Annotated in this window: 20 protein-coding genes; 2 read left to right on the top strand and 18 right to left on the bottom strand. The window is 36.8% G+C overall.

The features are described 5' to 3' along the window. Position 1: 1 nt before the first annotated feature. The 5 genes from dnaG to AC3RVG_RS10390 all read right to left on the bottom strand — a co-directional run bounded on the left by dnaG (position 2) and on the right by AC3RVG_RS10390 (position 5,738). On the bottom strand, positions 2-1,960 hold the full coding sequence (gene dnaG / locus AC3RVG_RS10410; RefSeq protein ID WP_489691403.1) for a DNA primase: 1,959 nt from the start codon (positions 1,958-1,960) through the stop codon (positions 2-4). A 131-nt stretch (positions 1,961-2,091) separates the two neighbouring features. Continuing rightward, complete coding sequence (locus tag AC3RVG_RS10405; RefSeq protein ID WP_489691402.1) at positions 2,092-3,162, bottom strand: hypothetical protein; 1,071 nt, start codon at positions 3,160-3,162, stop codon at positions 2,092-2,094. Between the two features lie 118 nt (positions 3,163-3,280). Next, positions 3,281-4,075 carry a hypothetical protein gene (locus tag AC3RVG_RS10400; protein WP_489691401.1) on the bottom strand — a complete coding sequence of 265 codons (795 nt, stop codon included), beginning with the start codon at positions 4,073-4,075 and terminating at the stop codon, positions 3,281-3,283. Next, positions 4,062-4,628, bottom strand: coding sequence for an RNA polymerase sigma factor (locus AC3RVG_RS10395; RefSeq protein WP_489691400.1), 567 nt, complete (start codon positions 4,626-4,628; stop codon positions 4,062-4,064). Before AC3RVG_RS10395 ends, AC3RVG_RS10400 begins: the two co-directional genes overlap by 14 nt. A 132-nt stretch (positions 4,629-4,760) precedes the next feature. Continuing rightward, positions 4,761-5,738, bottom strand: a complete 978-nt coding sequence (locus tag AC3RVG_RS10390; protein ID WP_489691399.1) for a polyprenyl synthetase family protein — start codon at positions 5,736-5,738, stop codon at positions 4,761-4,763. Between the two features lie 315 nt (positions 5,739-6,053). On the opposite strand from AC3RVG_RS10390, the gene AC3RVG_RS10385 reads away from it, so the two are divergent. Then, positions 6,054-6,863, top strand: coding sequence for a choice-of-anchor J domain-containing protein (locus tag AC3RVG_RS10385; RefSeq protein ID WP_489691398.1), 810 nt, complete (start codon positions 6,054-6,056; stop codon positions 6,861-6,863). Positions 6,864-6,913: 50 nt separating this feature from the next. Here the strand turns inward: AC3RVG_RS10385 and rlmN are convergent, their stop codons facing one another. The 10 genes from rlmN to AC3RVG_RS10335 all read right to left on the bottom strand — a co-directional run bounded on the left by rlmN (position 6,914) and on the right by AC3RVG_RS10335 (position 19,477). After that, positions 6,914-7,954 carry a dual-specificity RNA methyltransferase RlmN gene (rlmN, locus tag AC3RVG_RS10380; protein ID WP_489691397.1) on the bottom strand — a complete coding sequence of 347 codons (1,041 nt, stop codon included), beginning with the start codon at positions 7,952-7,954 and terminating at the stop codon, positions 6,914-6,916. Between the two features lie 82 nt (positions 7,955-8,036). Then, complete coding sequence (locus AC3RVG_RS10375) at positions 8,037-9,695, bottom strand: T9SS type A sorting domain-containing protein (protein WP_489691396.1); 1,659 nt, start codon at positions 9,693-9,695, stop codon at positions 8,037-8,039. Between the two features lie 132 nt (positions 9,696-9,827). Further along, a complete protein-coding gene (gene queA, locus AC3RVG_RS10370; RefSeq protein WP_489691395.1) occupies positions 9,828-10,877 on the bottom strand; it encodes a tRNA preQ1(34) S-adenosylmethionine ribosyltransferase-isomerase QueA in 1,050 nt (349 codons plus the stop codon). Between the two features lie 136 nt (positions 10,878-11,013). Beyond that, positions 11,014-12,258: a 3-phosphoshikimate 1-carboxyvinyltransferase gene (locus AC3RVG_RS10365; RefSeq protein ID WP_489691394.1), complete on the bottom strand. Its 1,245-nt coding sequence runs from the start codon at positions 12,256-12,258 to the stop codon at positions 11,014-11,016. Positions 12,259-12,498: 240 nt separating this feature from the next. After that, positions 12,499-12,825, bottom strand: coding sequence for a nucleotide pyrophosphohydrolase (locus AC3RVG_RS10360; RefSeq protein ID WP_489691393.1), 327 nt, complete (start codon positions 12,823-12,825; stop codon positions 12,499-12,501). Next, positions 12,825-14,846, bottom strand: coding sequence for a DUF3858 domain-containing protein (locus AC3RVG_RS10355; protein WP_489691392.1), 2,022 nt, complete (start codon positions 14,844-14,846; stop codon positions 12,825-12,827). The genes AC3RVG_RS10360 and AC3RVG_RS10355 overlap by 1 nt, the downstream gene beginning before the upstream one ends. A 13-nt stretch (positions 14,847-14,859) precedes the next feature. Beyond that, positions 14,860-16,764 (bottom strand): DUF3858 domain-containing protein, encoded by a 1,905-nt coding sequence (locus tag AC3RVG_RS10350; RefSeq protein ID WP_489691391.1) that lies wholly within the window; start codon positions 16,762-16,764, stop codon positions 14,860-14,862. A 150-nt stretch (positions 16,765-16,914) separates the two neighbouring features. Continuing rightward, the gene (gene dtd, locus AC3RVG_RS10345) at positions 16,915-17,367 is read right to left on the bottom strand and encodes a D-aminoacyl-tRNA deacylase (protein ID WP_489691390.1); all 453 of its coding nucleotides are present in this window, start codon (positions 17,365-17,367) and stop codon (positions 16,915-16,917) included. Between the two features lie 58 nt (positions 17,368-17,425). Beyond that, on the bottom strand, positions 17,426-18,373 hold the full coding sequence (rsgA, locus tag AC3RVG_RS10340) for a ribosome small subunit-dependent GTPase A (protein ID WP_489691389.1): 948 nt from the start codon (positions 18,371-18,373) through the stop codon (positions 17,426-17,428). Between the two features lie 21 nt (positions 18,374-18,394). Continuing rightward, positions 18,395-19,477: a chorismate mutase gene (locus tag AC3RVG_RS10335; protein ID WP_489691388.1), complete on the bottom strand. Its 1,083-nt coding sequence runs from the start codon at positions 19,475-19,477 to the stop codon at positions 18,395-18,397. A gap of 245 nt (positions 19,478-19,722) precedes the next feature. Between AC3RVG_RS10335 and gldA the strand changes: the two genes are divergently transcribed. Further along, the gene (gldA, locus tag AC3RVG_RS10330; RefSeq protein ID WP_489691387.1) at positions 19,723-20,622 is read left to right on the top strand and encodes a gliding motility-associated ABC transporter ATP-binding subunit GldA; all 900 of its coding nucleotides are present in this window, start codon (positions 19,723-19,725) and stop codon (positions 20,620-20,622) included. On the opposite strand, the gene AC3RVG_RS10325 is transcribed toward gldA, so the two are convergent. The 3 genes from AC3RVG_RS10325 to metF all read right to left on the bottom strand — a co-directional run bounded on the left by AC3RVG_RS10325 (position 20,609) and on the right by metF (position 23,525). Beyond that, entirely contained in the window at positions 20,609-21,358 is a 750-nt protein-coding gene (locus tag AC3RVG_RS10325; RefSeq protein WP_489691386.1) for a head GIN domain-containing protein, read from the bottom strand. The two genes, gldA and AC3RVG_RS10325, sit on opposite strands and share 14 nt — an antisense overlap. A gap of 29 nt (positions 21,359-21,387) precedes the next feature. After that, a complete protein-coding gene (locus AC3RVG_RS10320; protein ID WP_489691385.1) occupies positions 21,388-22,497 on the bottom strand; it encodes an acyloxyacyl hydrolase in 1,110 nt (369 codons plus the stop codon). Between the two features lie 71 nt (positions 22,498-22,568). Continuing rightward, positions 22,569-23,525, bottom strand: coding sequence for a methylenetetrahydrofolate reductase [NAD(P)H] (gene metF / locus AC3RVG_RS10315; protein WP_489691384.1), 957 nt, complete (start codon positions 23,523-23,525; stop codon positions 22,569-22,571). Between the last annotated feature and the right edge of the window lie 24 nt (positions 23,526-23,549).

The raw sequence follows: 23,549 nt of genomic DNA, 5'->3' as shown, positions 1-23,549 counted from the left end.
TTTAAAGCACGCGATTAAGTTTATTGGAAAGCACTTTTTTAAGGCTTATATAATCTACAATTTCCTGAAGGCCAGAATCATTGTCGGTATTCTTTCCCTCCTTCATCAATTCAGACAATTCATTTATTTTTTGAGAAACCAAGTGACGGCGTAGATTTAGAATAGTTTCACTAACAATTTGGGCAATCGTCTTTTCCTTCTGCTTAACATAAATTTCTTTCCGCTCCCAATCGTGCAACACATAGCGCTCCTCTTCCATTAATATATGGGTGACGGCAGATGCTAGTTCGGGTTTCAAATCATTTATAAAAGTTTCAGCTTTCGCTTCCGGATTTAGGTTAAACCTGTTCACTACTTCAAAATATAAATCTTTGAACTCAGGATTGGTAAACTCAATTTCATCATCCTGCAAATCGAGATATATCTTTTCAAAAACCCGAGATTTGTGAATTTCAGGTTTAAGTGAAATCTCGCCCTTGTCATCTGCTTCAAGTATTAAATCTTCAAAATCTTCCTCAACATTTCCATAAAGCAGCAACAGCTCAATTATTTTTTGCTCCAATTCAAGCTGAACATCTACTTTTTCAAACTTTTTTTCCGCAGGAATAACTTCAAATGGTTCCTGCTGAACATTGGTTTTTTTGGCAGCTTCCTTTTTGTCTTTCTGAAAAATCTGCGCTAGCGTATTAAATAACACTTGTTCCGAAATATCCATAATCCGCGAACATTCCTTAATGTACACTTCACGCTGAATAACATCGGGTATTTTCGCGATGCTATTAACCATATCGTGGATGGTTTCACTTTTTTTAATCGGGTCGTTCTTTGCATCAGTAGCTAACAAAGAAGCTTTGAAAGTGATAAAATCTTTGGCGTTTTCTTCTAAATAGAGCGTGAGTTCTTCCAAAGAATTTTTACGCGAAAAACTATCTGGATCCTCCCCTTCTGGGAAGGTGCAAATTTTCACGTTCATCCCTTGCTCCAAAATCAAATCTATCCCGCGAAGAGAAGCACGAAGCCCCGCAGCGTCACCATCAAAAAGAACGGTAATGTTTTTGGTTAGGCGATTAACTAGCCGAATCTGTTCCGAAGTTAAAGCCGTTCCCGAAGAAGAAACAACGTTGTGAATACCCGTTTGGTGAAACTGGATAACATCTGTATATCCTTCCACCAAATAGCAATTATCCTCTTTGGCGATGCTTTGTTTGGCGTTAAAAATTCCGTAAAGCACTTTACTTTTGTGGTAAATATCGCTTTCGGGAGAGTTTAAATATTTTGCTGCTTTTTTATCTGAAGTTAAAATACGCCCACCGAAACCTAACGTACGACCGCTCATACTTAAAATCGGAAACATTACCCTTCCCTTAAAACGGTCAAACTGCTTTTCTTCTTTTACAATTGAAAGACCCGTTTTCTCAAGAAATTCTAGCTTGTAGCCTTTTTTAATGGCGTGGCTAGTAAAAGCATCCCAAGAATCTGGCGAATAACCCAGTTCAAACTTTTTAATGGTTTCGTCTGTAAAACCTCTTTCTTTGAAATAGGAAAGACCAATGGCTTTGCCTTCTTCGGTTTTTAATAAGGTGCTGTGGAAATAATTTTTCGCGAATTCACTAACTAAATAGAGGCTTTCGCGTTCGTTGGCCTGTTCTTTATCTTCAGAAGTTTGCTCGGTTTCTTCTATTTCAATACCATACTTTTTAGCTAAAAACTTTATGGCTTCTGGATAGGTGAAATGTTCGTGTTCCATTAAAAATGAAACTACATTTCCGCCTTTTCCGCTACTAAAATCTTTCCAAATCTGTTTAACGGGACTCACCATAAAACTCGGCGATCGTTCATCGGTAAATGGGCTGAGACCTTTATAATTGGTTCCAGATTTTTTTAGCTGAACAAAATCACCAATTACCTCCTCTACGCGGGCGGTTTCAAAAACGTTTTCTATTGTGGTTTTGGAGATCAAAGTTGTTGTGAGTGGTTATTGGTTAATAGAATGAAGCTCTCGGTAAAAATAACAATATATAAAAGAGAAACCTACAAGGTTTTGAAAACCTTGCAGGTTTATAAACAAACGAATAATGAAAGTCGTTCTGGCTAATCTACATCGAAGCGTAAACCTAGAGAAACGTTGTGTTGGTCTACGGGATTGTTTTTAAAAATTGTGTTGAGATCGTATTTGGCATATAGCGCCACGCCTTGCCAACCTATATAACCACTAAGGCCGTAGATAAATTGGTTAGTGTTATAATTTGCTTTTAATTTTAGTTTTTGGTCTTCGCCATCTTCTTCAAATTTTAGTTTTTGACGAGTGCTCAAATTTATTCCCGCATAACCTCCTAGACCAACTGTAAGTTTATTTTCGGTATTATAACGAAAGTAATCATCGTGCTCTATCTTTTTTGAAGGCCCAAACTCGAAGTGAAATGGCACAACTAGATTGTCCATTCTAAATTTTGACTTGTCCAAATTTAAAGGATAGGTTTGCAGCTCGGTCTGTTCTCCAGCATCTACAAAAAATCGGTTGTCTGTTGGCTTCAATCCGTTAAATTGGAAGGATACACCATACTTAATTCGCAACCAATTTGTGTTATCAAAAACACGGGTTTTCCACGCCCAGCCAAGTTCGGCAAAACGGCTTCCGGCAACTTTAAAGTCGGAATCTTTTAAAGATTCGCCTTCTGTTGTGGCGTTGTTCAGACCAAAAGCGAAGACGAGATCTGAGGAAGTTCTCCGATCGTACTTTCGCTTCTTTGTTTTGACTTCTATATTCAACAAGCCTTCTTCCTTACTTTTTTTATCATTATACCCAATACGGATGCTTAACCCGCTATCATCAATGTCCCTAGCACCATTTCGCTTTAGCAGTGCAATCTTATTATCAATTATCGCCAAACGGTTTTCGATGTTTAGCGCGTGCTTTTCTGCAGCTTTTTGTTTTAAAATTTCGCCCTCTGCTTCGGTAACGCCATCACTGTTTAACAACGTATTTATTCTTTCAATTTCTACTTTTAGCGCGTCTTTTTCCTCTTGGATAATCTTTTCTTTTAACGCACTTAGCTGCTCAACAGCAGTTTGTGTTTCTGGGGTTGTTTGCTGTGCTTGTGCATAAACACCGGCTAAAAGCCATATTGTGAGCGCAAGTGTAATCGTGATTAGTGATTTCATAACTGTTCGATTTTTTTGATTAATGATGAATTATTGATGAATGTTAATTGATACTTATAATAAACTTTTGCCTGTCTTTAGACTGCACAAAAAATGTTACGCTAGAGAGGAGATACAGCTAATCATTTCGTTCCGAAACGGCGGTGCGCACTTTTTGAAAACCTTCGCCGAGGGCATCAAAAACTTTGTCGCGGAAGCTTTTTTCCAACTCCACTTCCACATCCTGAAGCAATGCAGTGGCATCTACTTTCGGGCTGTTTAAAATTCGTTGGGTCTGTATTTCGCGGCGAGCGTTGTTTAACAGGTTTTCCACTTCACTTATAGAAACCTCCGAGTTATTCTGCTGAAGTTTTTTAACCGAAGCAACCACTTCATCTATTTTATTATTCAAAAGTTTTTCTTCTTCCTTCGCTAATGCTTCAGAATTTAAGCCCGAAGTGGTTGCATAAGCATCCTTTTTAGATTGTTTTTCGCTTTCGGAAGTTGTTGCAATAGCCTCACTTTTTTCTATCTTTTCATCAATTACAGATTTTTTCTGCGGAAGTGTTTTTAATTGAGTTGAATTCGTTTCTTGTTTCTTTTCAGTTTCTTTTTCTGAATTATTTTCATCGGAAACAATTTCAGTAACTTCAGAGTTGTTGGGAATAATTTCAGATTCATTTTCAATCAATTGCTCGGGGTTTTCTTCTACAATTTGATTGATTACTTCTGTATTATTTCTGCCTAAGAAAACCGAGGCCAGAATTAAGAAACCCACAAAACTTGCTGCAGCGTAATACCAAAGCACTGGTTTCTTTTTAGGTTGTTCGGCATCTAATTTTGCCTCTAGTTTTTTCCAAGCTTCGGAAGAAGGTTTTAGTTCCCTCGCCTCTAGCTTTTCGCGAATATTATCTTCTAATTTATAAGGTGCCATAACTTATATTATTTTGTTGTTTTACCATGTTTTGAAGCATTTTACGTGCTTTAAAAAGTTGTGTCTTTGAAGTGCTTTCACTTATCTGCAATAGCTCTGCAATTTCACCGTGTTTGTAACCTTCAACCGCGTAGAGTACAAAAACCGTTTTGTAACCGTCGGGCAGATTGTCAATCATTTTTTGAATTTCAGCCGTTTCTAATTCGGTTTCAATAAAAGTGGAATGGGCGGTTGTATTCTCAATTTCAGATTCAGAAATAAAATGTAATTTTTTGTCCTTCCGAAGTTGCGAAATACTTTCGTTTACCATTATTCGGCGTATCCATCCTTCAAAACTACCTTCGTTTTTAAAAGCAGTTAAATTTGTAAATACCTTGAAAAACCCGGTTAACATTACCTCTTCAGCCAAATCGTTGTTTTTTAAATACTGTCTGCAAACACCCAACATTTTGGGCGAAAACATTTCAAACAATTGATGCTGCGCGCGGCGATCGCCTTTAGACGACTTGCTAATCAACTTAGAATAATTTTTATGTAAGGGTATTATTTTCAAAATACGCTTCGCTTTTATAGGCTTCTATTTTAATAGACGCAGGTTTTTTAAAAAAGGTTGCCTGGAAGAAAAAAGTTTTCAGTTTTCAGTGGCAGTATTCAGTTTACCACTGGAAACTGAGACTGCAAGCTGCTACTTTTTCCGGTCTATAACATAATTCACCATCAACTCTAGCGAATCTTTATAGGGCGAAGCAGGATAGGTATTTAAAAGTAGAAGCGCTTGTTGCTGGAAATCCTTCATTTTTACAACGGCATAATCCAAACCGCCATTATCCCTCACAAAAGCGATAACTTCTTTTACGCGTTTGCTGTCTTTATTATGATTTTTAACGGAATTGACAAGCCATTTTTTTTCTTCGGAAGTCGCATTATTTAAGGCATATATTAAAGGAAGCGTCATTTTTTGCTCCTTAATATCGATACCCGTGGGTTTGCCAATGTGCTCGTTACCATAATCGAAAAGATCGTCTTTTATTTGAAAAGCTGTACCAATGAGTTCGCCAAACTTGCGCATTTTCTCAACTTCATCATCTGGTGCCATTACGGAACGGGCTCCCATTGCGCAACAGGCTGCGATTAAAGTAGCTGTCTTTTGACGTATAATTTCAAAATAGATTTCTTCAGTAATATCGAGTCGGCGGGCTTTTTCAATCTGAAGTAATTCACCCTCGCTCATTTCGCGAACTGCGACTGAGATTATTTTTAGCAGATCGAAATCATCATTATCAATAGAAAGTAATAATCCTTTTGAAAGCAGATAATCACCCACTAGCACAGCAATTTTATTCTTCCAAAGCGCATTTATTGAGAAAAATCCGCGACGGCGATCACTGTCGTCCACCACATCGTCGTGCACTAAAGTTGCCGTGTGTATTAATTCAATTACCGAAGCGCCGCGATACGTGCGTTCGTTTACTTCGCCATTGTTGGTCATTTTTGCAATTAGGAATACAAACATGGGTCGCATTTGTTTTCCCTTTCTATTTACAACATAGTGCGTAATTCTATTGAGAAGGGAAACTTTAGACGACATAGAAGCGGAGAACTTTTTCTCGAAAAGCTCCATTTCTAATTCAATGGGAAGTTTTATGCGTGAAACTATCTTCATAAAGCGTCAAAGATAGTTAAAATAGGACGACAGTTTCAAACCAGTTTAAAAGCTAGAAGGGATTATTGTCTGCTACAAAAACTAAGTTTAACAGAATATATAATAGGCGACTTATTAGTCGTTTATAAAAACACCCTTGTAGTAAGTTTATAAACAGAATTGTTTAAGCACGCTGTTATAAAGATAGTGATACATCAGTATAAGAGGATATATATAAGAATATACTAAAAGGCGTTAAACCATAAGGAAATAGCCAATCCCGAAAACTCAAAACCTATTTTTGAGAAAATAAATTTAACCCTAATAATATTTAAAATGAAAAAAATTACATTAATGGCCGCATTATTTGCTGGCTTTGCAATGACTGCACAGACTACTTTTTTCTCAGACGACTTTAATGACGAAGATGTTTCAGATTGGACTCTTTACGATGAAGATGGTGATGAAAACTTGTGGGCTGATCTTTTTGTTGTAGAAGACACTGACGGAAACCCAGTAACACCGATTTCAATTATTTCAAGATCTTGGCAAGGCGGTACTGCTTTAACTCCAGATAATTGGATTGTTTCTCCAGCTATTGATTTGACAACTGCTAGTGGAAACGTTGAATTAACTTGGAAAGTTCAGGCTGCAGCAGCTGAATGGGACATGGAGAATTATACTATATATGTTGCCACTAGCAGCGACATCGTAGATTTAGAAGCTGCTACGGTAACTTTCACCGAGGTTTATGACGACCCAGCAGATGCAGGAACTCAATATGAGCGTTCTTTAGATCTTTCAAGCTTGTCTGGTGAGACTGTTTACATAGCTTTCAGACATCACGATGTTAGTGACATGGACTTTCTTTCTATTGATGACGTAATGGTAAGTGGTGTTTTAGCTGTTGGAACTAATGAGTTCAAAGGTTTTGAATACTTTGTAGCAAACAACCAATTAAATCTTTCAGCAAGCACTTTAATGGAGAATGTTGCACTTTACAATATGTTAGGTCAACAAGTTGTTTCTCAAAAATTGAGCAGCAACAACGAAACTATTGAACTTTCAGGATTACAGTCTGGAATTTACATTGCTACTGTATCTATTGACGGAGCAATCAAGTCTTTTAAAATCGTAAAGAACTAATTTACGTTTTATATTGAATTGAAAAGAGCGGCCTTTGGCCGCTCTTTTTTTTATTGTTTATTTGCCAACTGCCCACAGGCAGCATCAATATCTTTCCCTCTGCTTCGGCGGACTGTTACAGGAATTCTATCGTGTTCCAACGCTTGTATATAATCGTCTATTATGGATGAAGAAGCCTGCTGAAAATGACCGTCGTCAATAGGATTGTACTCAATAATATTCACTTTACAAGGCACATATTTGCAAAATGTAACGAGTGCTTCAATATCTGCCCACTTATCATTTATATCTTTCCAAACAATGTACTCGTAAGTAATTTTACGATTCGTTTTGCTATACCAATATTCCAAAGATTCGCGAAGGTCAACTAAAGTGAAGCTTTTTGCAAAAGGCATAATTTGCTCCCGTGTTTCCTGAATAGCGGAATGCAATGATACAGCAAGGTGAAATTTAACTTCATCATCTGCCAATTTCTTTATCATTTTAGGCACACCAGATGTAGAAATGGTAATCCGTTTTGGAGACATCCCCAAGCCTTCTTCCGAAGTAATTTTTTCAATAGAACTCAAAACATTTTTATAATTCATTAGTGGTTCGCCCATTCCCATAAAAACAATGTTTGAAAGCGGTTTGTTGTGATATAAGCGGCTTTCTCTGTCAATAGCCACTACTTGGTCATAAATTTCATCGGGGTTTAGATTTCGCATTCTTTTAAGCTTCGCCGTAGCGCAGAATCTACAATCTAAACTACAACCTACTTGTGATGAAACGCAAGCGGTGGTGCGCTTTTTTGTGGGAATTAAAACTGATTCAACTATAAGATCATCATGAAGCTTTACAGCGTTCTTAATTGTACCGTCATTACTTTTTTGAATATGATCTACCTTAATGTGGTTAATAACAAAATTTTCATCCAAATGCGCGCGCGTTTCTTTGGAAAGATTCGTCATATCATCAAAACTATGAATTCCTTTGCTCCACAACCAATCGTAAACTTGGGTTCCACGAAAAGCTTTGTCGCCAATGCTTTCGAAAAAACTTCGAAGTTCTTCTTTTGAAAGTGCTCTTATATCTCTTTTTTCTGCAATCATTGTGCAAAATTACTGTATTTAAAAGTAAAATGCCCCTTTCCTTTGCAGAATAGAGGCATTTCAACAATAATAGAATTATGGTTTATTTATTAATAATTATCTTTTTGGTTATAGAATCCTTGCTATCCTCATCTATTAAATATAGGAAATATACGCCATCAGCTAGGTTTGCCACATTTATGGTGTTATTGGTATTAGACAATGAGCCTGAATGGATGCGTTGCCCCAAAGCATTCAAAAACTGAAATGATAGGTGCGGGAATCTAGTGTTCTCAACCGTAATGGTTGTACTAGCCGGGTTGGGATAAATTTTAAGGTCTCCAATAAGTTCAAAATCTGGAATATTCAAAAGATTTTGAATCGTTTCTACATATGTGTGACCCGAATTTGTTGGGTCTAACCACTCCATCAAACGAGTTTCGGGAGTGTTACCAGCATTCCAAGAAACCCCAAACCTGCCATAAATATCGTACTCCTGATTATTTTCTAAACCGACACACGCAGACTGACCAGCATATAATTGCCCGATAATACGTCCGTTTTCGTCAAAAAGTGGCGAACCAGAAGATCCACTTTCGGTAGTGCCAATTTCCCAGCCATTACCACTTCCATGGGCGCCACCGCCAATTAACCATACTTCTGTACCATTTGCATCAACTTTTGTGGCGCCAGAATCATCGCGGCATATTTTCATAATATCGCCATTGGGGTGGTGAATTCCCACTTCGTAAAGCGGGTCGGTATCTGTGTTGTCCCATCCAGCAAAAGCAACATCCCAAGAATCTGGGATTTTCTCAAAAAGCTGAACCAACGCAAAATCACTTTTGCTATTGTTCGCTTTTAATTCGGCGCCGCTGATGGTAAAATTTGTTTGTAAATCTCCACTCTCTTCATCGGTTCCGCAGACAGGATTTGGACTTACCCAATTAAAACGAATAGTCCATAACGCCGGACTACTATTATCCAAACAATGATTGGCGGTTAATATGTATGGCGTTTTATCACTCTGTGTATTATTCACCAATGCAGCAGAACATAAATGCCCGTTTCCTAAATTTAAGAGTGCTACTGATTTTTTAATTAAATCTTTTTTTGTGTCGAAATCGCTACCAACAGAACAGTTTACATCGTAATTACAATCTCCAGATTCGTTCATACCGCGAATGCCTTCAACGAATGCATTTACACTACCCATTCTGTAACCATGGATAACATTAGTTATTTGAAGTCGTGGTGATTCTTTCGTGCTAGGAGGCTGATAGTATTCAATCCAGATAATTTCACCTTCTACAAACCACGTTCCCAATTGACCGTTAATTCGGTTCTGCGCATTATTAAAAGTTCGAGTAATATCCGTTCTATCTTGATTGTATAGTTGAACTCTGGAGCCTGGGGGTAAATAAAAATCGCTAAAATTTACACTCAAATTAAGCGCTCCGTGCGATTGGATGGTAGTGCGCCATATTTTAGCACCATTGGGAAGTGTAGTCCACAACCCACCTTGATTCATATTTAGGTTTAAAGGTATTTCAATTCCGTAGCGCCAAGGCATACTTTTGTCTAAGTCGTTAATGCTATCTTGCTGTACTATTAACTCTAAGTCTAAAGTTGGAAGGCGAATAACATCGGGCTGTTGTGGTAAATCTAAATCCCAACTCATAGGGAAATCATCCCCATTACCTTGTGGAAAGGCAATAAGAACGTAGAAACATAAAATGAAGAAAATCGTAGTTTTTTTCATTAAGCCCGCTGGTTAGTATTTTTAAAAACGAACACTAAGGTATCTCTTTATTTTGACATTTGGAAACCAAACGCTTACAAAATAAAAAATCCCGATTTATATCGGGATTCATTAGTATTTATGGGGCTTGATTTAGATAATCAACATTGCATCACCATATGAGTAAAACTTGTATTTTTCTTTAATAGCTTCTGCATACGCTTCTTTAATAAATTCGTGTCCAGCAAATGCTGAAACCATCATTAATAAAGTAGACTTTGGAGTATGGAAGTTACTAATCATTGCATTTGCAATACTGAAATCATACGGAGGAAAGATAAATTTATTAGTCCAACCTTTGTAAGCATTTAGCGTGTGGTTTGAAGAAACTGAACTCTCCAAAGCACGCATTGCCGTTGTACCTACAGCACATACTCTTTTTTTCCTCTGAATACCTGTATTGATAATATCTACAGATTGCTGAGTAATTTCCATTTCTTCAGAATCCATTTTATGTTTTGAAAGATCTTCAACCTCAACAGAGCTGAAAGTTCCCAAGCCTACGTGCAATGTAACTTCTGCTATACTTACACCTTTAATTTCAAGACGCTTTAACAAGTGTTTTGAAAAGTGTAAACCAGCGGTTGGCGCTGCTACAGCTCCTTCATTTTTTGCAAAAATAGTTTGGTAACGTTCTGCATCTTCTGGTTCTACTTCTCTCTTTATATATTTTGGAAGTGGAGTTTCGCCCAATTCTGTCAATTTATTGCGGAATTCTTCATAAGAACCGTCAAAAAGAAAACGAAGCGTTCTTCCACGAGAAGTTGTATTGTCTATAACTTCTGCAACAAGTGTTTCGTCCTCGCCAAAATATAGTTTGTTTCCAATTCTAATTTTTCGCGCTGGATCTACCAAAACATCCCAAAGACGGGTTTCTGGATTCAACTCTCTTAAAAGAAAAACTTCAATTCGAGCTCCTGTTTTTTCTTTATTTCCGAACAAACGTGCAGGAAAAACCTTTGTATTGTTGGTTACCAGTACATCATCTTCATCAAAATAATCAATAATATCCTTGAACATTTTGTGTTCAATTGTCTTGGTTTTTCGGTTTAGCACCATAAGTCGTGATTCGTCACGGTTTGGAGCCGGATACTCAGCCAATAATTCCTCTGGAAGAGTAAAGCCAAAATTTGAAAGTTTCATTCCCATATTGCGAGTTGTCTTTAGATTTTAAAAGGCTGCAAATATACAACCTCAAAACAGGCGTTGTCAAGTAAAAGACCGTTTATTATTTGGAAATCTTTACTATAGCTTACTGGCTGCTAACTTAGAAGGTTTATTATTTTGAAGAATCGCTTAAAGAACAGTCAAAACCCACTTTTTTTAAATCCTCCCAAAAGCTTGGATATGATTTTGAAACTACTTCTGCATTGTTAATTATCAAGCTTGTTTTAACCGCCAGCGGCACAAAGGCCATCGCCATTCTGTGATCTTGATAAGTTTCTATCAACACATTCGGGTTAATTTGAAAAGACTTTTCCAGATTTAAAGAATTGTCATCAATTTGAGGCGTTGCCCCTAATTTTTCCAATTCGTTTTTTAAAGCTGTTAGCCTGTCGGTTTCTTTAATTTTTAAGGTGTGAAGCCCCGTAAGCTTGCAACCTATGCCCAAACCAAAACAAGTTACGGCAATAGTCTGTGCCAAATCTGGCGTATTTGTAAGATCGAGCATAATAGAATCTGGTAATTCTATATTTTTTTTCGAGAGCGAAATAGTCTTTTCTGAAGTATTAAAAACAGTTTGTACGCCCAAAGAATCGTAAATCTGAACCAACGCAGCATCGCCCTGTAAGCTTTCTTCAGAAAAACTTCCGAGTGTTATTTTGCAATCTTTAGATAGCGCTACCAAACTATAAAAATAAGACGCCGAACTCCAATCTGATTCTACTGTTAATGTGGTGCTTTCTACAGTTTTTGCCGATGAAATGGTAATTATATTTTTGTTGAAATTTCCTTCTATACCGATACTTCTCAAAAGTGAAAGTGTCATTTCAATATAAGGCACCGAAGTGGTTTCTCCCTCAAGAGTAATTTTCAGACCGCTGGGTAGCATTGGCGCAACTAACATAAGCGCAGAAATATACTGACTACTCATGTTAGCTTTAATCGTTACTTCATTTTTAAGAAGATTTTTACCCGTAATTTTCAAAGGAGGAAAGCCATCTTGATTTACGTATTCAATAGTTGCTCCTAAATTTTTTAATGCATCTACCAAAATACCAATTGGTCTTTCTTGCATTCGTTGGCTTCCGGTGAGCGTTGTTTGGGTAGCTTGTTTTGCCGAAAAATACGCTGTCAAAAAACGCATCGCCGTTCCGGCATGATGAATATCTACAATACCTTCTGAGCTTTGCAAACCAATTTGAAGCGCAACAGTATCATCACTTTCGGAAAGATTCTGAATAGTAATATTTGGAAACTGCGCCTGTAAAATCAACAATCGGTTCGATTCACTTTTGGAACCGCCTATATTGATTTTTACATTTTCTATTGGAAATTTACCGCGTTTAAGATTGGCTTTCATTTCCGTTTATCGTTTTCTTTGAGCTTGGACCTAAATTTTCCAAAGGTTACAAGAAAGCCGTAAATAAAGCCTGCCAAAATAAGGATTACGAAAAACACAAAAGGATTTCTTTCAGTGAAAAAAGTCGTCTCAAAACCTTCTATTGCCCACTTCACAATTGTAAAAAGGATAGCAGAAGCAATTGTTAGCGACAATACCGATTTCCAAAAACCTTTTGTATTTATAACTCTTTTAAACATACTATTTTAATTTTTCGTTGCTGTGGTGCCTGTCGTGATCGCGTTTGGTTTTTACATCCAACTTTTTCTGAAAAGCGTCTTCAAGATCAACACCGGTTTGGTTGGCTAAACAAAGTACCACAAAAATAACATCTGCAAGCTCTTCGCCCAAATCTTTATTTTTGTCACTTTTCTTTTCACTTTGCTCACCATAGCGGCGGGCAATAATACGTGCAACTTCGCCCACTTCTTCGGTGAGCTGTGCCATATTGGTGAGCTCATTAAAATAGCGTACCCCGTGTGTTTTAATCCAAGCATCTACTGCTTGTTGTGCGTTTTTGATATCCATTATGCTTTAGAAAGTACAACTTTTTCGTTTTCTTTCGCTACTAAAAGTTCAAAGAATTTTTTCAAATTTCCGTATTCCGCAGCAGCTATTAAAGAAGTATTGATAGAAAGTTCTACAGAAACCTGAAGCTTATTACCTATTTGCGTAATTAAGTAACGGTAGCTTCCTACTCCTTCTCCTAGATTATACACTGCATTTTCAGGCAATGATTCAACATTATAACCTTCCGGCAAATCTATATTTACAATATAACGATCTTTCATAGGATAGCCGAAATCTATAGGGTATGAACGCGTTTCAGGTTTAAAAGGATTTTCAGTCGTGGCCATAAAAATTAAAGGTGAAAAATATAATTTTCCTGCTACATCTTCAACTGCATCGAGTGTTTCAAAATCATATTCTAAAGCAACGGGTTTCCCTAAGGTGCTTAAATTTTCGAAATTTACATTCGATAATTCTGTTTGCTTCGTATCCTTTTCAATCGCTTTTCGTCTTGAATCTTCGTTTAAACTTTTAAACTCTGTTCTGTATTTGAAAGCATAATTACCAGTAAATCTATTTTGAGCTTTACCCACAATTGAAAAATCTGGATTGATTTCTGCACTTACCATTGCGCTTTTTACTGCGGGAACCAAAGAGTTTAATGAAACCCAACCAGAAGTGCCATCTTTTTTAATTACGCGCCCTTGCCAGTTTAACACACTCGACTTTAACACGCCAATTTCTGCATCTTTATTGGTTGCATCTAGCAATACAATTCCACCAGGAAGTTCAACGCCGGCTATTACATAATTAAAACCATTACGTGTTGGGAATAGCGGAATACCGTGAGTTTTGGTACTTACCAATACTGGATTGGCGTCAAGATTAGCCTTTCGTAACATAGCAATGAGCATTAGGTTAATATCAGCCACATTACCCGATCCTTTTTTATAAGCTTCCTTTACACCTTCGTTAGTGTAATAACCCGTGAAATTATTCCAAGTCATTTTGTTCAATAAAAACGAAAAGATCTTTGATACTTTCTCTTCGGGACTGCTAACACCACTTAATAGACTATTTAGATCATCTTCAAAATAATTGTCCTTTTCCAATTCGTCGCCGAATGAATCTACTTTGTAAATCCCTTTTGAAACATCTTCCCAAGTAGTTGAATAGGATTTCATTGAGCTGCCAGGAAAATCTACATAACTCAATTCAAATTTAAGTCCAGTGGCATAGTTATCAATATTTCCGGCAAATGCTTCTTCTTTCATTGCTGGCACATTGGCTAAATTAATTGTGTAAATATCTTCTTTAAATCTTAAATCTCTCGGTCCACCTTTAGATGTTCTGTTACCGTATATATCGTATTCTGAACGAGAGTTTGCCAATGCAATTGTTCGGTCTCTACCATCCTTTTCAACTTTATAAGGAACCCAGCCTTTTTGATGTGTCTTGAATACGAAATACTCTGGAGAAGCGAAACGTATTTCTACTTTTTCAACCGGAATAATCTCTTGAAAACTGAACTCATCAATGTTGCCGATAAACGGAGATTTAATAGTGTATTTATATTCTATTACGCAGCCTTCACGAATGTCGGGCATTGTAAATTTCGTTTTGTGAAGGTATTTACTTGTTTTTTCTTCAAAAACACCGTCGTTTCTTAATTTCACTTCTTCTATATCACCACTCCCATCCAAAAAGTAAGTATAGGCTTTTAAACCAGTAATTTCATCCTTAGATCCCGAATCGCCTTGATAAAGGTCTACTTCTTTAGAAGCCCAATCAAAACCTTCTTTATTATAGATTTTAACACGCTCGAAAATATCGGTAACCATATAAAAACCATCGCTATTTGTGTATTGAAATTCGGTGTGAATTTCTCTGTATAAAACTGCGGCATCGGCCGTAGGCTCCGTAGGATGCACTTTTTGAACCAATTCTTCTTTGGAAACTTTTCCAAATTTATAATTTTGAGCTACAGCTGTGCTAACAAAACACATAACTGCAATTACTGTAAGTAGGCTAGATTTCATAATATTCTGTTGTTTATTGTACATTTTGTTTTAAAAGAATTTTTGTTTTATCAAGTCGTGCGATTGACCGAAGAAAATCGCGGTAATTTTCATATTCAGAAGGCGGATAATCGCCTTTGTTTATGGTAATTTTTCTGTTGTATATTACTTTATGAGCATCGGTTTTGCTAAAGCTCATCTCGTATTTTCCAAATTTGGTTTCCAAAATAGTTTCTTCGGGAAGACCTTCCACCTCAAAATTTTCAGGTAGCTCAACCTCAACAGAATCTATATCTACATAGCCAGTGCCGATGTAAAGATTTTGTTTTCGGTTTTCAATTCGCGGCGGGATGTGTTGATTTTGATTGAAAATATTGGCGCAAAAAAGATAATCGTTACCTACTGGATTCGCATAATTAGGAATATTAAGTGCTAAATCTTCAGTGAAAACCACGGCTTCTCTATCATTATTGAGTTTTACATCAACAATAGAAAATCCATTTATATAACCCCACTTCTCCTTGTAATATTCATCTAAATCTTCTTGTTTTCGTTTTGGAAGAATATACATTTTATCATACTGAAGTCCTTTTGAAACAGTATTCAAAGTGGCAGTTACATTTCCTTCTGCATCTATCTTTACTTTTGCATTGTTTACTTGTGTATTCTCTTTAGTATTATAAACCGTGGTACGTACAATTTTACCTCCTTCGGGTGTAATTATCAGCACATTTCTATCATCTGTAAAATTACCTATGTAGCCATAAGGAGTGTCTTGGCTGGTACATTCAAGCCACGTTATTTCATTAGCCTCATTAGGAATACCAAGTATAACGTGATTTCCTTGAAGCGAAGAAAAATCTTCCATAATATCCCATTCCATAGCATCTCCATACACAACTGTGTAATACGATGGCACACCAACGGCATCAAGTAACGCCTTTGTATAATTAGTTAGTGCTTTACAGTCGCCATAACTAAGCTTATCTACGTCTGAAGCCAGCATCGGTTTCCACCCTCCAATACCTATTTGTATACTGATGTAGCGAACTTTATCCTGCACATATTTGTAAATTTTTCGAGCTTTACCTTCGTTTGTGGTTTCATTAGCTACTAGACTTCTAACTTGTGCAAGCGTGCCCGCAGGAAGTTCATTTACGTCGGCAAGTAAACTTTTAGCCATCCAGCTTCCAAACTGTTGCCAGTCTTTGCCCGAACCTGCAGTTCCTTTTAGTTTAAAATTATTGAGCGCCACATAAATAATTGGGAAAATTTTACTCTGCGAAAGACTGTGCTCTTCGTATCTTATTGTTTTAAGATCGGTAGCTGTGAATATTAATTCTTCCGGATTTTCGGAAATTGTAATGTTGTAACCTTCTAAATTTTGTGCCTTATACTTAGGCTTATTCAAAGGGTCGAATTTAATTTTCAACACGCTCTTTTTAGTACTTTCAGCATACCCATTCAATGGATACCACGGACTCAAAAATGCAGTATCTCCAGTTTCAGTTTCCTTTTCAAAAACTACAATATAAGGATATGTTGTTGGGGTGTAGTTTATGCCCAACATACGGTCATCACTATAGATACTGGAGCCCGTACGACTCACATCCATAAAATCCTTCTTTTTGAAATGCTCAATTTCTTTACCAGAGGCATTATAAATCCTAACCTCAATATCCTTAACGCGAGAGTTAGGGTCATAAAAGGCATAGAGTCGTGAATCGCCGTAACCAAGTTTGTTAAGCACAGCCGTAACCCGGCGGGTTTTTACATTCATCTTATTGAAATTGCTTACATCAATTTCAACCAACTCATCTAATAACACACTATTAGCATATTCTTTAAGATCTTTTGGAATAGACGCAATGGAATATTCGTTTTGCGCGAAAATATGAGCACCGCAAAGAAGCAATGCAAAACAAAAAATGTTTTTCATATATAGGAGTTACATGAGGAATAGCAAAATTGAACGATAAGATCATTCATACTAATCAAAATTGAATGTTGCGGGGAGCTAGTTCAAGAATTTCTATAATTGCTTGGCAATATATAAAAAATTTTAAAGGTTAAGAAAAAGTTAAAGGAATTATTCTCTTTTTTTTGAATCTATCCAAATTGTTACCGGTCCGTCATTAATTAATGCCACATCCATCATGGCGCCAAAATTTCCTGTTTTTACTTTTCTATTAATTTCATTTTCAAGCTGAAGCAGGAATTTTTCGTAGAGTGGGATTGCAGTTTCAGGCTTAGCCGCATTTATAAATGAAGGACGGTTTCCTTTTTTTGTATTTGCGTGAAGTGTAAATTGGCTAACCACTAAACAGTCGCCGTTAATATCTTGAACCGAGAGGTTCATAGCATCATTTTCATCCGAAAAAATCCGTAAACGTGCAATTTTTCCTGCTAACCAGTCAATATCGTCGTGGGAATCTTCAGCTTCAATTCCTAATAAAATAAGTAAACCCTGATTTATTTCAGAAAAGATTTTCCCGTCAATGGTAACAGAGGCTTTTTTTACTCTTTGAATTAATACCCGCATTTTGAGTTATTGAGTTAAGGTTAGTTGCTAACGGTAATACTTTTAGAAATTTGAACCTTTATTTCTCGTAAATATCTTTTCGGAAATGATCTTCCTCTCCAGCCAAAATTTGCAAATAACTTTTATACCTAGACCACGCAATTTCTTCGTTTTCTAATGCATTTTTAATTGCGCAGTGCGGTTCTTCTAAATGAAGACAGTTGTTAAACTTGCAGTTTTCCTTCAGTTTAAAAAACTCTGGAAAGTAAGCGCCTAACTCTTCTTTATCCATTTCAACCACACCAAAACCTTTAATACCCGGTGTGTCTATTATTTGTCCACCAAAAGAAAGGTCGAACATTTCAGCAAATGTTGTGGTGTGTTGGCCCTGCAAATGCTGGTCAGAAATTTTGGAAGTTTTTAAATGTAAGCCAGGTTCAAGCGCATTAACTAAGGTAGATTTTCCAACGCCGCTATGGCCCGAAAACATCGTCACTTTATCCTGCATCAAAGATTTTACTTTGTCTAAATTTTTACCTGTAATGGCAGAAATCCCTATACACTCGTAACCTATTTTACGGTAAAGAGCAGCAAGAAATTTTATCTCAAGTAATTGGTCTTCGTTATAAGTATCAATTTTGTTGAAAATAAGCACCGCTTTAATATGATATGCTTCCGCAGTAACCAAAAACCGATCGATAAAAGTGGTAAAGGTTGGTGGATTATTGAGGGTAATAAGCATAAAAGCAATATCAATATTGGCAGCAATAATGTGTGTTTGCTTACTAAGATTAACCGATTTACGAATAATATAATTATTACGCTCGTCTATTTCCTTAATTACACCCACCGTTTCATCGCCTTTTTTCTCAACATCAAAACCTACGTGGTCTCCCACCGCAACTGGATTTGTGCTTTTTATTCCACCAATGCGGAACTTACCTTTTATACGGCAATTATAAAAAGTTCCATTTTCCGCTTTTACGGTGTACCAACTACCGGTAGATTTATAGACTAGGCCTTTCATCTCGCAAAGTTGCAAAATCTTTCAATCATTTATCACCTTTTTTTGGTGGTTAATAGATTCCTGATGAATGGCTTTATAAATTTTCAGTACAAACTCTTCACTAAGTCTGTTTTGTTCACCTTCCAAAATCATTCGTCCAAGCACTTCATTCCATCGTTTCACCTGTAAAATGGCAACGTTGTTTTTCTTTTTCAAGGTTCCAATATTATCGACTATTTTCATCCTTTTGCCCAACATGTCCATAATTTGATCATCTATTAAATCTATTTGGGTACGCATAGTATTTAGCTGATTTTTGAATTCTTCCTCCTCGCCTTCTACTTTACGAATTTTAAGATCAACCGTTATTTTATCTAAAGTCGCAGGAGTTATTTGTTGTGCGGCATCGCTCCACGCATTGTCAGGATCAAAATGAGTTTCTACCATTAACCCATCGTAATTTAAATCGAGTGCAGTTTGACAAAGGTCAAAAATAATATCTCGTCTACCTGCAATGTGCGAAGGATCTAAAATTAGCGGCAAATCTGGAAAAGCATTTTGTAAATCAATCGGGATTTGCCATTCCGGATTATTTCGATAACGCGTCTTTTCATAGGTAGAAAAACCGCGATGTATTACCCCAAGTTTAGTAATTCCTGCAGTATAAAACCGTTCTACAGCACCTAGCCACAAAGCCAAATCTGGATTAACAGGATTTTTCACCAAAACAATTTTATCGGTCCCTCGTACAGCATCTGCAATTTCTTGCACTATAAAAGGTGATACCGTTGTGCGTGCGCCAATCCACAAAATATCTACATCGTGCTTCAGTGCCAAATCTACGTGATTAGCGTTTGCAACTTCCGTAGTTGTGAGTAATCCTGTTTCTTCCTTCGCTTTTTGAAGCCATTTCAAACCAAGGGCTCCAACTCCCTCAAAATTTCCAGGTCGCGTGCGTGGTTTCCAAATTCCTGCTCGTAAAACTGAAGTATCTGTATCTTTTAATTGGTGCGCAATTTTTAATAGTTGTTCTTCAGTTTCGGCACTGCAAGGTCCAGCTATTACAAGCGGATGATTCAATCCGAAAGCGTCTAACCAGTTGCGTAATTCCTTTTTATTTTCCATAAATTCAAGTCATAAAAAAAGCCCCAAAATGGGACTTTTCAAAGTATATTTATAATACAATTATCCCACTAGCAAATGTTTTTGAACATATGCCACCACCCTTGGGAAAAATTGTAAATAAGATTTATTTTCATCGCGGCTAAATTAGCTAATAAATATTATTTCGTAAACGTTTTAAGAAAATTTTTACTTCGGAAGCACAATCACTTCGGAAGAAAATTATGTAGCTTTGTTTTTGAAAAATTATGTCGATACACGTAGAAAATATTACTAAAATTTACGGCGAACAGAAAGCGCTGAACAAAGTTTCCTTCACCATTGAAAAAGGAGAAATTGTAGGCTTTTTAGGCCCGAATGGTGCAGGAAAATCTACCATGATGAAGATTTTAACCACCTTTCTTCCTGCTTCGGAAGGCGTTGCAATCGTCAACGGTTTTGAAGTTACCAAAGATGATATAGCCGTTAAAAAAAGTGTAGGCTATCTGCCCGAACACAATCCGCTTTATTTAGATATGTACGTTCGGGAATATTTACTCTTCAACGCCGGAATTTATAATATTCAAAAAACTGAGGTTGAAAATGTTATTCAGAAAACAGGTTTAACTCCTGAAGCTAATAAAAAGATTAGCCAACTTTCAAAAGGATACCGACAACGTGTTGGGCTTGCTAATGCCCTTTTGCACGACCCCGAAGTATTAATACTCGACGAGCCAACAACAGGTTTAGACCCCAATCAATTAGTTGAAATTAGGGAATTAATTAAAAACGTAGGAAAGGAAAAAACAGTTTTACTTTCCACGCATATTATGCAGGAAGTAGAAGCTATTTGCGATCGCGTAATTATTATAAATAAAGGTAAAATTGTACTCGACAAAAAGCTGAAAGACCTTAAAAACAATAAACAGCAAATTATTGAAGTTGAGTTTGACTATCGTGTGGAAGAAGTGGCGCTACATAAGCTGCCAAAAATTGAAAAGGTTGAAAACTCAATTGGTTTTGTATATCAGCTTACCTTCGATACAGAACAAGATATGCGAGGAAAAGTCTTCGATTTTGCCCACGATAATGGTTTGAAAATTCTTCAGTTGCATCAAAAAAATACAACCTTAGAAAAGTTATTTTCTGAATTGACTATCGAAAAATAAGTTTGCCTCGATAGAGTTCTTCTACTTCAACAATCGGTGGTCGGTGCATGGAGATTACGTTGCCCAAACTCACAATTTTACCGCGAATAGTTAATTGCGGATTCACAATCATTTCACCAGTACTTCGATGATAGATATATAAGTTTTGCACAATTAGGTTTTCAGAATATATTCTGGAATCGCCAGCATACAAGCCGAAACTTGCATAAGTAGCCGTTCCGCTTAAAAAGAAATTTGAAAGACCGTTAGCAACAATATTTATATTTTCGACTTCTAAATCCAGTTTAAAATCACCATCGATTTGATATTCATCTTCGTTATTTTGATCTTCGGAAAGTAGCGTTAATGAAGGGTATTTCAACACGCCAATACTTTCAATAAGGTATCCGGTGCTACTTCGGATTTCAGTAATATTTGGAGCGGTTATATATACTTTTGTCAGTCCATAATCTTGAGCTAAATTGCAGCTATAGCTGTTCAGAATTTCCAGCTTGCCATTTGTTACGGTAGCCGTTACGTCCGAAATTATATTTTCACCTGTTTCAATTCTTACTTTTTGTTCATCTCCTTGTTCAATAAATAGCTTTATACGATCCCAAACTATAATTTTTGTAAATGGCGGAACATTTACTTCCTTCTCCACAATATCTCCTGAAGATTGAATGCAGTCCCAACTTTTGTCAGAGCTACAGCCTGCAAAGAGTAGAATTAATGCGATGTAAATTATTTTTTTCATACTTAGTATTTCTGAAAATTTCAGAATCATTATAAGCGGTAACCTATGCCAAATTCCACAGCTTCAGCCTTGGCCCAATGAGCGTGTACGGTTACTGCAGCAAAAACGGTATCGCTAAAGAAATATCTTTTCAGACCCAATCTGTTGTAAACCCGATTTTCAAATTCATACGGATAATAAACATAATACCCCAACTGCGAAACAAAAGCGACCTTGTTAAAACGCCACTCATGGCCTACAAAAACGCCAACGCGTTTATGGTCTTCGTCTCCCGAAAGATTATCTTCAGGATATGCGATAGAACGATATGTAATTAATTCTTTTAGAAAAATAGAGTAGAAAACATCTACCCCAGCCGTAAAAGTGCTTTTATAATTAATACGTTTATCAACAAAAGCCGAAATTACCAAAAATGGTTCCTGGCCTAGCCCAACAACATCACTTTCGTTAATACCAGTTCTAAAAGCAAGGTTATATTTAAATCGTTCTGCATGGGTTTTGCTGAGTGAATCTTCCTGCACTATAAATTCTGGAAATTCCTTATAATCTAACTGATAACTTACCCCAGCATTAAGTGCTAACGTATTTGTACTATTATTAGGTGCTTTAAAGTTTGCGTTGCTATAGTGGATAATGGTAAAACCAGCGTGGAATCCCAAACCTTTCCAAATATTCTCACGCACAAAATTTACCTTCACAAACGTTGAACTCAAAAAATGTGTGCCGTAAGCGTTGTTATCGTAGTTTGAAATTGGATCAAAAGGGTCTGTTGCATAAGCAACTCCTTGCCCAACCCTAATCATTAAATTACGTTTTAAAAAGTAGAAATTGAAGTGTCCATAGGCGCTGAAAGCACTTCCTAAATATTCGTTGTGTAAATTTTGATATGCTGCTGTAAAACCCCAATCTGGATATTTAAAGCGTCGCTCCCACTCATTAAAACCATATGTTTTCCTGTTAAATGCAAAAATAAAACCTGTTGGGTGACCAGTTATTATATGTTCAATATCTGGATTGTGTTCGAGAATTGAGCCGTAGAAAAAATCGGCTTCCAATGATATTGGCTTTAATTCCTTATCCTGCGAAAAAAGCGGAAAACAGGTAAGTATTGCTATGAAAGGTAATAGTAGGTGCTTCATTTTTTTTTCAACGGTCGTAAAGATAAACTAATCTTCAAACTTTGAGGGAAAGCATTTATTTTCTTTTCTGCTTAAAATACCTGTGAAGCAATTTCTTTAATATTGCTGCTTTTTCCCATTGAATAATAATGCAAAAACGGCACGCCTGCTTTCACCAATTCTTTGCTTTGCTGCACGCACCAGTCAATCCCAATTTGGCGCACGGCTTTGTTATCCTTCGCTTTTACCACTTCTTTCACCAATGTATCTGGCAAATCTACTTTAAACCTGTGGGGAATTAAATTGAGATGCGACTTGACTGCAATTGGTTTTAACCCCGGTATAATCGGCACAGTAATCCCGGCGGCTCTACATTTCTCAACAAATTTGAAGTACTTTTCATTGTCGAAAAACATCTGAGTTACAATGTATTCTGCTCCATTTTTTATCTTCTTTTTTAGGAAATGAATATCGCTTTCGCTGCTCGGAGCTTCCATATGTTTTTCGGGATAACCCGCCACACCTACACAGAAATCTGTTGGGAATGTATTTTGAAGTTCGTCGTCTAAATAAGTGCCTTTATTCAATGAACTAACTTGATCAACGAGATCGCACGCAAATTTATGACCATCTTTTTCGGGGGTAAAATAGGTTTCACTTTTCACAGCATCCCCGCGTAAAGCCATTACGTTGTCAATTCCTAAAAACTGAAGATCTATCAAAAAGTTCTCGGTTTCTTCTTTCGAAAATCCACCACACAAAATATGTGGCACCGCATCTACGTGATATCTGTTTTGGATTGCGGCACAAATGCCAACCGTTCCCGGACGTTTGCGAACGACTTTCTTTTCTATCAAGCCATTTTTCAATTCCTTAAAAATATATTCCTCACGGTGATATGTAACATTTATATAAGGCGGTTGAAACTCCATCAACGGATCAATATTACTGAAAATGGAATGTATGTTTTCCCCCTTTAAAGGTGGTAAAATCTCGAATGAAAACTGGGTTCTTCCGTTTCCGTTTTTTATGTGTTCGGTTACTTTCATATTCATGCCCGCGAAGGCGGGTAT

It is taken from the genome of Aequorivita sp. IT1282 (genome assembly GCF_058068205.1).
Note: the sequence above shows the minus strand (reverse complement) of the source record. Positions and strands in the feature narration are given on the sequence as shown.

What these genes read in the sequence shown, in the direction of transcription:
- metF (WP_489691384.1), bottom strand. Translation starts at nt 23,525, where the DNA reads ATGAAAGTAACCGAACACATAAAAAACGGAAACGGAAGAACCCAGTTT.
- AC3RVG_RS10375 (WP_489691396.1), bottom strand. Translation starts at nt 9,695, where the DNA reads ATGAAAAAAACTACGATTTTCTTCATTTTATGTTTCTACGTTCTTATT.
- AC3RVG_RS10365 (WP_489691394.1), bottom strand. Translation starts at nt 12,258, where the DNA reads ATGAAAGCCAATCTTAAACGCGGTAAATTTCCAATAGAAAATGTAAAA.
- AC3RVG_RS10360 (WP_489691393.1), bottom strand. Translation starts at nt 12,825, where the DNA reads ATGGATATCAAAAACGCACAACAAGCAGTAGATGCTTGGATTAAAACA.
- gldA (WP_489691387.1), top strand. Translation starts at nt 19,723, where the DNA reads ATGTCGATACACGTAGAAAATATTACTAAAATTTACGGCGAACAGAAA.
- AC3RVG_RS10335 (WP_489691388.1), bottom strand. Translation starts at nt 19,477, where the DNA reads ATGGAAAATAAAAAGGAATTACGCAACTGGTTAGACGCTTTCGGATTG.
- AC3RVG_RS10405 (WP_489691402.1), bottom strand. Translation starts at nt 3,162, where the DNA reads ATGAAATCACTAATCACGATTACACTTGCGCTCACAATATGGCTTTTA.
- AC3RVG_RS10355 (WP_489691392.1), bottom strand. Translation starts at nt 14,846, where the DNA reads ATGAAATCTAGCCTACTTACAGTAATTGCAGTTATGTGTTTTGTTAGC.
- queA (WP_489691395.1), bottom strand. Translation starts at nt 10,877, where the DNA reads ATGAAACTTTCAAATTTTGGCTTTACTCTTCCAGAGGAATTATTGGCT.
- AC3RVG_RS10325 (WP_489691386.1), bottom strand. Translation starts at nt 21,358, where the DNA reads ATGAAAAAAATAATTTACATCGCATTAATTCTACTCTTTGCAGGCTGT.
- AC3RVG_RS10385 (WP_489691398.1), top strand. Translation starts at nt 6,054, where the DNA reads ATGAAAAAAATTACATTAATGGCCGCATTATTTGCTGGCTTTGCAATG.
- AC3RVG_RS10390 (WP_489691399.1), bottom strand. Translation starts at nt 5,738, where the DNA reads ATGAAGATAGTTTCACGCATAAAACTTCCCATTGAATTAGAAATGGAG.
- rsgA (WP_489691389.1), bottom strand. Translation starts at nt 18,373, where the DNA reads ATGAAAGGCCTAGTCTATAAATCTACCGGTAGTTGGTACACCGTAAAA.
- rlmN (WP_489691397.1), bottom strand. Translation starts at nt 7,954, where the DNA reads ATGATTGCAGAAAAAAGAGATATAAGAGCACTTTCAAAAGAAGAACTT.
- AC3RVG_RS10350 (WP_489691391.1), bottom strand. Translation starts at nt 16,764, where the DNA reads ATGAAAAACATTTTTTGTTTTGCATTGCTTCTTTGCGGTGCTCATATT.
- AC3RVG_RS10400 (WP_489691401.1), bottom strand. Translation starts at nt 4,075, where the DNA reads ATGGCACCTTATAAATTAGAAGATAATATTCGCGAAAAGCTAGAGGCG.
- AC3RVG_RS10320 (WP_489691385.1), bottom strand. Translation starts at nt 22,497, where the DNA reads ATGAAGCACCTACTATTACCTTTCATAGCAATACTTACCTGTTTTCCG.
- dtd (WP_489691390.1), bottom strand. Translation starts at nt 17,367, where the DNA reads ATGCGGGTATTAATTCAAAGAGTAAAAAAAGCCTCTGTTACCATTGAC.